General features: G+C 60.8%; 9 protein-coding genes. 8 read left to right on the top strand and 1 reads right to left on the bottom strand.

From position 1 onward, the window contains the following. Window positions 1-35: 35 nt before the first annotated feature. On the bottom strand, window positions 36-641 hold the full coding sequence (locus AK2_RS12630; protein WP_067934947.1) for a TetR/AcrR family transcriptional regulator: 606 nt from the start codon (window positions 639-641) through the stop codon (window positions 36-38). A 377-nt stretch (window positions 642-1,018) separates the two neighbouring features. On the opposite strand from AK2_RS12630, the gene AK2_RS12625 reads away from it, so the two are divergent. The 8 genes from AK2_RS12625 to AK2_RS12590 all read left to right on the top strand — a co-directional run bounded on the left by AK2_RS12625 (window position 1,019) and on the right by AK2_RS12590 (window position 10,336). After that, window positions 1,019-1,471 carry a CtsR family transcriptional regulator gene (locus AK2_RS12625; RefSeq protein WP_067934968.1) on the top strand — a complete coding sequence of 151 codons (453 nt, stop codon included), beginning with the start codon at window positions 1,019-1,021 and terminating at the stop codon, window positions 1,469-1,471. A 20-nt stretch (window positions 1,472-1,491) separates the two neighbouring features. Continuing rightward, the gene (locus AK2_RS12620; protein ID WP_067934944.1) at window positions 1,492-2,010 is read left to right on the top strand and encodes a UvrB/UvrC motif-containing protein; all 519 of its coding nucleotides are present in this window, start codon (window positions 1,492-1,494) and stop codon (window positions 2,008-2,010) included. Window positions 2,011-2,014: 4 nt separating this feature from the next. After that, window positions 2,015-3,091, top strand: coding sequence for a protein arginine kinase (mcsB, locus tag AK2_RS12615; RefSeq protein ID WP_067934942.1), 1,077 nt, complete (start codon window positions 2,015-2,017; stop codon window positions 3,089-3,091). 2 nt (window positions 3,092-3,093) lie between these two features. Further along, a complete protein-coding gene (locus AK2_RS12610) occupies window positions 3,094-5,517 on the top strand; it encodes an ATP-dependent Clp protease ATP-binding subunit (protein WP_067934939.1) in 2,424 nt (807 codons plus the stop codon). 130 nt (window positions 5,518-5,647) lie between these two features. Further along, complete coding sequence (gene radA, locus AK2_RS12605; RefSeq protein WP_067934937.1) at window positions 5,648-7,006, top strand: DNA repair protein RadA; 1,359 nt, start codon at window positions 5,648-5,650, stop codon at window positions 7,004-7,006. 9 nt (window positions 7,007-7,015) lie between these two features. Next, on the top strand, window positions 7,016-8,095 hold the full coding sequence (gene disA / locus AK2_RS12600) for a DNA integrity scanning diadenylate cyclase DisA (RefSeq protein WP_067934935.1): 1,080 nt from the start codon (window positions 7,016-7,018) through the stop codon (window positions 8,093-8,095). Between the two features lie 56 nt (window positions 8,096-8,151). Beyond that, a complete protein-coding gene (gene pssA / locus AK2_RS12595; RefSeq protein ID WP_067934931.1) occupies window positions 8,152-8,880 on the top strand; it encodes a CDP-diacylglycerol--serine O-phosphatidyltransferase in 729 nt (242 codons plus the stop codon). 355 nt (window positions 8,881-9,235) lie between these two features. Further along, complete coding sequence (locus AK2_RS12590; protein ID WP_067934928.1) at window positions 9,236-10,336, top strand: PIN/TRAM domain-containing protein; 1,101 nt, start codon at window positions 9,236-9,238, stop codon at window positions 10,334-10,336. The last annotated feature ends 18 nt before the right edge of the window (window positions 10,337-10,354 follow it).

The following is a 10,354-nucleotide window of genomic DNA, read 5'->3' as shown; positions in this document are numbered from 1 at the left end:
CCGGGCGAGGTCCGGCTTCCGAGCGGCGGGCCGGATTATCGCGGATGGACACCGTCATCAAGCGCGGACGGATGGGCCAAGAGGCCACGCAGAAACAGTTCACTGAACACTTGGGTGATTTCCTTTGCCCCCAGGGCTCCTTCCGGGCGATACCACCGGTACACCCAGTTGCACGCTCCCAGCAGGGCGAGCGCAGCAATCTTTGGCTCTTCGACGACAAACTCACCGCTCTTCTTGCCATCCAGCAAAATCTGCGTCCACAGGTTCAAATAGCGGTCTGTCAGGGCCTGAATCACCTGGTGCTGCGGTTCTCCGAGGGAAAACGTTTCGCGCAGCAACACCGTGGTCGTCTGGAGATTGGAAATCGAGACCGTGAGGTGGTTTTCGATGGCTTGTATGAGCTTGTCTTTCGCGGACATGTCGGAGGAGATCACTTGTTCCAGGCGCTGGTTGAAGTCGGTGATGGCCTGGTGCGCAATCTGCAGTAAAAGGTCCTCCTTAGAATGAATATAGTGATACAGACTGCCCTTTTGCAGCCCGACCTCATCCGCGATGTCCTGCACGGAGGTTGCGTGGTACCCCTTCTGTTCGAACAGTTTCACAGCCGCCAGCGCAATCTCCTTCTGCTTGTTGGATGCCACCAGAGGATCAACCTTTCTCCTATCGTCGTCCCGCTTTATAGAATCAGATCAACAGGCGATTTGCAGAAAAGTGTAGCGCCAAACGGGGCCATGGTCAACGACCGTTTGGTCGGGTGGCCGGGTGTGGCGGCACGCAGGCAAGCCGTGGGGAAACAAAACGGATCGTTTGACACGGCCGCAGAGCGGGCACTCTAAAAGGTGGACAGTTTTTTCTGCACCGGGTTGCATTTCTCAACGCAAGCGATATAATAAGGTCAAGGTTAGTCAAAGTCAAGGAAAGACAAAGTCAAACCGCGAAAACAACGGACGCAGACGTCCGGGTTGCATCTCGGTTTGACAGCGTGCTCGAAGTGAGGGGGAGTTCATTGGCGGGGAACATGTCCGACTACATCGAGCAGCACCTGAAGCGGATTTTGGAACAGAGTCCGTCCGGGATGGTCGAGCTGCAGCGCAGCGAATTGGCGGAGCTGTTCGAGTGCGTTCCGTCTCAGATCAACTACGTTATCAGCACCCGCTTCTCCGCGGAACAGGGCTACATTGTCGAGTCCAAGCGGGGAGGCGGCGGGTATATCCGCATCCGCCGGGTCCGTTTGGGCGGGGATCAGCCGCTGGTGCGGGCGGCTCAATCGATAGGTGACAGTCTCTCCCAGCGAGAAGCCGAGGGTCTTATTGAACGGCTTGAGCAGGAACGGCTGTTGAGCGCGCGCGAGGCTGCGCTCTTGAAGGCGGCGGTCAGCCGCGACGCGTTATATGTGGATCTGCCCTATCGGGATCAACTGCGCGCTCGTCTCGTCATCCGCATGTTGCTCGCGCTGGCGGCCGAGGCATAGCGATACAGGAGGTGGCAGCGGTGCTCTGCCAACGTTGTCAACAGCGACCGGCAACCGTGCAGTTCACCAAGATTGTCAACGGTCAAAAAAGCGTTCAGCACCTGTGCGAAAAGTGCGCGCGCGAACAGGGGACTTTCTTCACGGCGCCGATGCAGACGCTGGATTTCAACCATTTACTCAGCGGGCTGCTCAACATGGAGTCTTCGCCTGGTTTCAGTCCTACGCCGTCGCAGGCCCGCTGCAGCAACTGCGGGATGACCTACCAGCAGTTCACCGAGGTCGGTCGGCTGGGCTGCCCGCACTGTTACGAGAGCTTCGCCGGGCGGCTGGATCCGCTGCTGAAACGGATTCAAAACGGCACGGAGCACATGGGCAAGATCCCGGTGCACGCGGGCAAGCAGGTGCAGCTGCGCAAGCACCTGGAGCGGCTGCGCCAGGAGCTGAAACAGGCCGTCGCCTTCGAGCGGTTTGAGGAGGCCGCCCGCATCCGCGACCAAATCCGAAGCCTCGAAGAGCAGCTGGAATCCAATCGGGGGTGAGCCGATGTCTCTCAGTGATTTCCTCAAGCGTGCGACCAGCCGTTGGATGAAAGACGGCGGGCCGGAGGACGACATTGTGGTCACCAGCCGCGTGCGCATCGCCCGCAATCTGGATGACGTGCCGTTTCCGATTCTGCAGACCGACAGTCACGCCAACCAGGTGATTGATACGATGCGGCGCGCGATGGACACGCCTGAGTTCCGGGCGCTGGGTAAGTTCGACCTGCTGCGCTGTTCCGAAACCTCGCCGCTGGACCGGCAGGTCCTGGTGGAGAAGCACCTGATAAGCAAGGACCTGGCGGCGGCCGAGCGGCATGGTGCCGTCGCCCTGCGTGAGGACGAGCTGGTCAGCATCATGATCAACGAGGAGGACCATCTGCGCATCCAATGCATCCTGCCGGGGCTTCGGCTCAATGAGGCGTGGCAGTTGGCGAACAAGGTGGATGACGCCCTGGAGAGCCATATGGTTTACGCTTTCGACGAGCGCCTCGGGTATCTCACCGCCTGTCCCACCAATGTGGGCACCGGCATCCGCGCCTCCGTCATGATGCACGTGCCTGGACTGGTGCTGACCGGTCAGATTGAGCGGATGTTGGGCGCGGTGTCGCACGTGGGCCTGACCGTACGCGGGATTTACGGCGAGGGCAGCGAGTCGGCAGGAAATCTGTTCCAGGTGTCGAACCAGGTTACGTTGGGAGAGTCTGAGCAAGAGATCTTGCAAAACCTCAGTGGTGTTGTCCAGCAGCTGATTGACCATGAGCGATCCGCCCGTCGCTACCTGCTGTCGGAGATGCGTGAAGGCCTGGAGGACAGGGTCTGCCGCTCGTTTGGCATCCTCGCCTACGCCCGGCGCATGGATTCGAAGGAGACCCTGCAGCGGCTGTCCGACGTGCGCTTGGGGATAGACCTTGGCATCATCAAGGGCGTTTCGGCAGGTATCCTCAAGGAGTTGATGGTGATGAGTCAGCCGGCTTTTCTGCAGAAATATTATAATGAGGAGCTTTCGCCAGCGGAACGTGACATTCGCAGGGCTGCACTGATTCGCGAACGACTCAGAATGGACGATGCGGAGGTGCATTGAATATGTACGCTCGTTTTACAGAAAGGGCCCAGAAGGTGCTCGCATTGGCGCAAGAGGAAGCCGCCCGTTTACGCCATCCCGGCGTCGGCACAGAGCATATTTTGCTCGGGCTGGTGCGTGAAGGCGAAGGCATCGCCGCCAAGGCGTTGACCAGCCTTGGGGTCAGCGCCGACAAGGTGCAGGCGGAGGTGGAGAAGATCATCGGCCCCGGGCAGAGCCAGGTGGGACCGATGACCTACACCCCACGCGCCAAAAAGGTGATTGAGCTGTCGATTGACGAGGCCCGCAAGCTGAACCACACCTACGTGGGCACGGAGCACATCCTGCTCGGCTTGATTCGCGAAGGGGAGGGCGTGGCCGCCCGTGTCCTGGCCAACCTGGGTGTGAGCCTCAACAAGGCCCGTCAGCAGGTGCTGCAGCTGCTCGGTGGCGACGTGGTCGACGGCGGCCCGGACAAGGACGCGGCCGGCACGCCGACACTGGACAGCCTGGCCCGCGACCTGACGCAGATGGCCCGCGACGGCAAGCTCGATCCGGTCATCGGTCGCAACCTGGAGATTGAACGGGTCATCCAGGTGCTCTCGCGGCGGACCAAGAACAACCCGGTGCTGATTGGTGAGCCGGGCGTCGGCAAGACGGCAATCGCGGAGGGACTGGCGGAACGCATCGTCGCCGGCGAGATTCCGGAGACCCTGCGCAACAAGCGCGTGATGGTGCTCGACATGGGCACGGTGGTGGCCGGAACCAAATACCGCGGCGAGTTTGAGGATCGGTTGAAGAAGATCATGGAGGAGATCCGACAGGCCGGCAACGTCATCCTGTTCATTGACGAGTTGCACACGCTGATTGGCGCCGGCGGCGCGGAAGGGGCCATAGACGCGTCCAACATCCTCAAACCGGCCCTGGCGCGCGGCGAGCTGCAGTGCATCGGCGCGACCACGCTCGACGAGTACCGCAAGCACATCGAAAAGGACGCAGCTCTGGAGCGGCGCTTTCAGCCCATCATGGTGGACCAGCCGACGCCGGAGGAAGCGGTGCAGATTCTGCACGGGCTGCGCGACCGTTACGAGGCGCACCACCGCGTGAAGATCACAGATGAGGCGCTGGAGGCTGCGGTCAAGCTGTCCGACCGGTACATCACCGACCGCTTCCTGCCCGACAAGGCGATTGACCTGATTGACGAAGCGGCCTCGCGGGTGCGGTTGCGCACGCGCACGGCGCCGCCGAACCTGAAAGAGTTGGAGCAGAAGCTGGAACGGGTGCGCAACGAGAAAGACGCGGCCGTGCAGAGCCAAGAATTTGAGAAGGCGGCGGCGCTGCGCGACCAGGAGCAGAAGCTCAAGCAGGAACTGGAGGAGCGCAAAGAAGAGTGGAAGCGGGCTCAGAGTGATCACGACGTTCGCGTGACCGCCGAGGACATCGCCTACATCGTCTCGTCGTGGACCGGCATTCCGGTCAAACAGTTGGCCCAGGAAGAATCGGAGCGGCTGATGAACCTGGAGAAGATCCTGCACGAACGGGTGGTTGGCCAGGAGGAGGCGGTCACCGCTGTCGCCCGCGCCATTCGCCGTGCCCGCGCCGGGCTGAAGGACCCCAAGCGGCCCATCGGATCGTTCGTGTTCCTGGGGCCGACCGGTGTCGGCAAGACGGAGCTGGCCCGAGCGCTGGCCGAAGCGATGTTCGGCGACGAGGATGCGATGATTCGCATCGACATGTCCGAATTCATGGAGCGCCACTCGACGGCCCGCTTGGTCGGGGCCCCTCCCGGATACGTCGGCTACGAGGAGGGCGGTCAACTGACCGAGAAGGTGCGGCGCAAGCCGTATTCGGTGGTCCTGCTCGACGAGGTGGAAAAGGCGCACCCGGAGGTGTTCAACATCCTTTTGCAAGTGCTCGATGACGGGCGCTTGACGGACGGCAAAGGCCGCACGGTGGATTTCCGCAACACGGTCATCATCATGACCTCCAATGTCGGCGCGGAGATGATTCGCAAGGGCGGGACGCTCGGGTTCAAGCCGGATACGGCGCATGAGTATCAGGACATGAAGGATAAGGTGATGGACGAACTCAAGCGCACCTTCCGGCCGGAGTTTCTGAACCGGATTGACGAGATCATCGTCTTCCATCCGCTCGATGAAGCCGAGATTGCCCGCATTGTGGAGTTGATGGTGCGGGACCTGCAGAAGCGGCTGCAGGAGCAGGACATTGAGTTCACCCTGACCGATGCCGCCAAACAGTTCCTGGCCAAGGAAGGATTTGACCCTCAGTACGGCGCCCGCCCGCTCAAGCGCGCGATCCAGCGCCACATCGAAGACCGGCTGTCCGAGGCGCTGCTCAGCGGCGAAGTCAAGCGCGGCGACAAGGTGCGGCTGGATGTCGTGGACGGCGCCCTGAAGGTGGAGCCGGCTGTTGCCGAGACCACCTGAGGTGCTGAGGTTTCCAAGCGCCGGCCCCGGCCGCCGGCGCGTTTGCTCCTGTCGGCGGGGATTTTTCCCCGCCGTTTTTGCTCTTTCGCTCCCTCGTTGCGGTATGATGGGGGCGTATGGGGGCGGTGGCATGGCAAAAGTGAAGACTCGCTACGTGTGTCAGGCCTGCGGGCACGGGTCTGTGAAGTGGATTGGACACTGTCCGGGGTGCGGGCAGTGGAACACGCTGGTGGAAGAGAAATTGCAGCCTGTCTCGACGCGGCGGGCATCGTCCTGGCTGCCCGAGGACGGCGTGGTGCGCAAATTGGCCGCCGTGCCCATGCAGGAGAGCGGCCGTTTGGCCAGCGGCATCAGTGAGCTGGACCGAGTGCTGGGCGGCGGGGTGGTGGCCGGATCGCTCGTGTTGGTTGGGGGTGATCCAGGCATAGGCAAATCCACGCTGCTGCTGCAGGTCTCCCAGCAGTTGGCGCAGACGGGGGACGTGCTCTACGTCTCCGGCGAGGAGTCGGTGCAGCAGATCAAACTGCGGGCGGAGCGCTTGGGCGCGTTGGCGGACCGGCTGTACGTGTTGGGAGAGACCGAGATGGAGCGGGCGCTGGCGGTGGTCGAGGAAGTGGGGCCGCAGTTCTTGGTGGTGGACTCGATTCAGACCGTGTATGCCGCCGAGCTCTCTTCGGCTCCGGGCAGTGTGTCGCAGATCCGGGAGTGCACCGGCATGCTCCTGCAGGTGGCCAAGCGGCGCGGCATCGCCACGTTCATCGTCGGCCATGTGACCAAAGACGGGAGCCTCGCCGGTCCGCGCGTGCTCGAACACATGGTGGATGCGGTGCTTTACTTTGAAGGGGAACGGCATCATACTTATAGAATATTGAGGGCAGTGAAAAACCGCTTCGGTTCTACAAATGAGCTGGCCATTTTCGAGATGAAGGAGGATGGCCTGCGGGAGGTCGCCAACCCGTCGGAGTTGTTTCTGTCCGAGCGCAGCGGCAGCGCCCCAGGTTCGGCCGTGACGGCTGCCATGGAAGGATCCCGCCCGCTATTGGTCGAAGTGCAGGCGCTGATTGCCCCTTCCGGGTTTGCCAATCCGCGCCGGATGGTGACGGGTGCCGACTACAATCGCATGTGCTTGATGCTCGCGGTCCTGGAGCGGCGCTTGGGCTTGCGGCTGCAAAACGCGGACGCGTACGTCAACATCGCCGGCGGGGTCAAGGTGGATGAACCCGCCATCGATTTGGGCTTGGCCCTGGCACTCATTTCCAGTTACCGGGACCAAGCCCTGCCGGCAGGCGATGTGTACATGGGAGAAGTGGGCCTGACAGGCGAGGTCCGATCTGTCAGCCGCTTGGAACAACGCATCCGCGAAGCGGACAGACTGGGCTTTTCCCGTTGCCTGGTGCCGGCGCGCAGCATGCGCGGACTGAAGTTGAATCTGAACATCGAGGTTGTGGCGGTGGAAACCCTGCACGATGCATTGCGGCAGGTGATGTAGAGGTGTCTGATGCGGGACGATAGCAAGCGCGAAGCGACCATCAACAAGACGCTGAGAATGGTGGCGCCCGGCACTGTGTTGCGGGAAGGCATGGAAAACATCCTGCGGGCGAAGACGGGGGCCTTGATTGTGGTCGGGGCGACGGATGCGGTGGCCAGTCTGATGGACGGCGGTTTTTCCATCCAGTGCGACCTCACTCCCTCCAATCTGTACGAGTTGGCCAAGATGGACGGGGCCATTATTGTCAGCGAGGACCTGAAAAAGATTCATTACGCCAACACGAATCTCAATCCGGACCACCGGCTGCCCACGTCGGAGACCGGCACACGCCACCGCACCGCGGAGCGGGTGGCGCGTCAGACGGGCCAGTTGGTTATCTGCATTTCGCAGCGGCGTAACGTCATCACATTATACCAGGGCAATTTCAAATACTCCTTGAAGGATATCGGCGTCATCTTGACCAAGGCCAACCAAGCCATGCAGACGCTGGAGAAATACAAGGCGGTGCTGGACCAGGCGCTGACCAACCTGAGCGCCTTGGAGTTCGAGGAGCTGGTCACCCTGCAGGAAGTGACCACCGTCTTGCAGCGGTTCGAGCTGGTGTTGCGGATTAAGTCGGAAATTCGCCGGTACATCACGGAGTTGGGAAGCGAGGGGCGGCTTATCCGCATGCAATTGGAGGAACTGGTGTCGCGGGTGGACGAGGAGGCGTATCTCCTGGTCAAGGATTACATGGCGCCGGGCCAAGAGAAGACCCCGCACCAAATCCTGTCCGACATCCACGCGCTCGACTCGGAACAGCTGCTGGACGGCCTGGTGTTGGCACGTCTCCTCGGCTACCACGACGTGACCAATATCAGCGATGAGCCCCTCTCATCCAGGGGTTACCGGATCTTGAACAAGATTTCACGCCTGCCCCAGCCCATCATCGAGAATCTTGTGGGACACTTTACATCACTGAGCAACATCCTCTCGGCCAGCATCGAAGACCTGGACCAGGTAGATGGGATTGGCGCGGTGCGCGCCCGCACGACGCGAGAAGGCCTGAAGCGGATTCAGGAGCAGGTGTTTATTGACCGCCACATCTAAACGCGCGGGGACGCGGCAGGTGGGCGGTCGGGCGGATCGTCCAAGGAGGGTGTTCATTGTTTGTCAAAGCCATCCCAAGTCTGTTGACTGTTGGGAACTTAATTATCGGGTTTGTGGCCATGCTGGGCGCGGTCCGTGGCAACACCGCCGAGGCGGCCCTCCTTGTCATTGCTGGCATGGTCCTGGATGGATTAGATGGACGGGCCGCCCGTTGGCTGCGCGCTGAAAGCGCGTTTGGAAGGGAACTGGACTCATTATCTGATATTGTCACATTTGGAGTGGCTCCATCCTTCATCATGTACCAAGAGGTCCTGCAATATTTGGGTTGGGTCGGCACGCTGCTGGCCGTCCTGTTTCCGGTCTGCGGCGCTTTGCGTTTGGCGCGGTTCAACATCCAGGCCCGCTCGGCCGCTTGTTTTGTTGGTTTGCCCATCACCGCGGCTGGCGGCATCCTGGCGACCATGGCGCTATATGGGGATATCATCCGCCATTCGAAGGTGGCCCTGCCCATCGGCATGCTCATCCTCGCCTTGCTGATGGTCAGCCGTACACGGTACCCGAACTTCAAGCGGGTAGCTCTCCCGCGCTCCGCGGTGGTCGTGGTGCCGCTGTTGGTCGCCTGCGTGTATCTGTTGTTCCGTTACCACTATGCGGGGCTCAATCGGCTGATCTTTGTCCCGCTGGCCCTGTACGCGGTCTGCGGCTTCGGCTACGCGCTGCATCGGCGCCTGCACAGGGGCCGGCGCGATGCGGACATCAAACCGTACAAACCTGGGTTGAAGTGAAAGGCAGAACGGTCGGCCACCCCGTGTCCGCGGTGTTTCCTCGGGCGCGGGGTTTTGACGCATTCGGCGGGCGGGTGTTACACTAGGGGTGGCACCCCAATATTTTGCAGACGTCTGGGTTCATCGGCACGGATTCCTCGCCGCTTTATCCTTATTTTTACGGTTTTTCCGGCGGCCGGCCGGATTTTGAGCCCGGTTCAAGGATCATCCGTTAAGCTCAGATGCGTGCTGACGCGGGGCTGATGTGGTGCGAAAAAATGTGGTGCAAGAAAACTTTTCACATGCGTGTTCCATTCGGACCGGTTTGACCATCCGAATTTTGCCCATACTCGTATTGAGGAGGTGAAACATTCGTATGTTGAAGAGATTCGTCCATTTGTTCTTTGCGGTGATTGGCATAGTCCTCGGGTACACCTTTGCCCCAGACTTATTTACGCAAGTCTTCCATCTGTCCTCGCGGCCGTTCACGTCCCGGTTGTTCGGGGCAGCGCTCGGTGGCGCCATCTTGGTTTTGACAACCACTTGGCTGGTCAACTACCTGACCGCGCTCATTCGCTGGCTGGAAGACAAATTGCAAAAGACGCCACTGGCGGACATCATCAGCGGCACCATCGGGATGGTGATTGGACTCCTGGTCGCTTACCTGTTCACTTCGGCTTTGCGCACGATCCCGTTGGTCGGGCTGCCGATACAGTTCTTCGTCACGCTGCTGCTGGCGTACATCGGTTTGCGCATCGGTTTCACCAAACGGGAAGAAGTGGTGAGTGTTTTCGCGGGCAAGCTGCCGCACCGAGACCGGGATAAAGACAAAGACAAGGATCGGGACAAAAAGACCGGGTTTCGCCCCGGCGAAGCCAAGCTGCTCGATACGAGCGTGATCATCGACGGGCGCATCGCCGACCTGGTCGAAACCGGATTTCTCGACGGTGTGCTGGTCATCCCCTCGTTTGTGCTGGAGGAGTTGCAGCACATCGCCGATTCGTCGGATGTCCTCAAGCGCAACCGCGGCCGCCGCGGGCTCGACGTGTTGGGGCGGATCCAAAAGGATTCCAAGGTGCGCGTGCAGGTGTTGGAAAAGGACTTCGACGACATTCAAGAGGTGGACAGCAAGTTGGTGCGCCTCGCCAAGCAGATTCAGGGCAAGGTGGTCACCAACGATTTCAACCTCAACAAGGTGTGCGAACTGCAGGGCGTGCACGTGTTGAACATCAATGACCTGGCCAACGCGTTGAAGCCGATTGTGCTGCCGGGTGAAGAGTTGAACGTGCAGGTGATCAAGGACGGCAAAGAGCACAACCAGGGCGTGGCCTATTTGGACGACGGCACGATGATTGTCATCGAGGGGGGGCGCGAGTACATCGGCGGCCGTGTTGAGGTGCTGGTCACGAGTGTCTTGCAGACCTCGGCCGGGCGGATGATTTTCGCCAAACCGAAGCTGCTGGAAAAGGCGCTGTAGGCGTTTTTCCGGGCCCAG

Origin of the sequence: Alicyclobacillus kakegawensis NBRC 103104, assembly GCF_001552655.1 — a bacterium.
In the GTDB taxonomy this organism is placed as follows: domain Bacteria; phylum Bacillota; class Bacilli; order Alicyclobacillales; family Alicyclobacillaceae; genus Alicyclobacillus_G; species Alicyclobacillus_G kakegawensis.
The sequence above is the reverse complement of the archived record's forward strand: the minus strand, read 5'-3'. Positions and strand labels throughout refer to the sequence as shown.

What these genes read in the sequence shown, in the direction of transcription:
- mcsB (WP_067934942.1), top strand. Translation starts at nt 2,015, where the DNA reads ATGTCTCTCAGTGATTTCCTCAAGCGTGCGACCAGCCGTTGGATGAAA.
- radA (WP_067934937.1), top strand. Translation starts at nt 5,648, where the DNA reads ATGGCAAAAGTGAAGACTCGCTACGTGTGTCAGGCCTGCGGGCACGGG.
- AK2_RS12625 (WP_067934968.1), top strand. Translation starts at nt 1,019, where the DNA reads ATGTCCGACTACATCGAGCAGCACCTGAAGCGGATTTTGGAACAGAGT.
- disA (WP_067934935.1), top strand. Translation starts at nt 7,016, where the DNA reads ATGCGGGACGATAGCAAGCGCGAAGCGACCATCAACAAGACGCTGAGA.
- AK2_RS12610 (WP_067934939.1), top strand. Translation starts at nt 3,094, where the DNA reads ATGTACGCTCGTTTTACAGAAAGGGCCCAGAAGGTGCTCGCATTGGCG.
- AK2_RS12590 (WP_067934928.1), top strand. Translation starts at nt 9,236, where the DNA reads ATGTTGAAGAGATTCGTCCATTTGTTCTTTGCGGTGATTGGCATAGTC.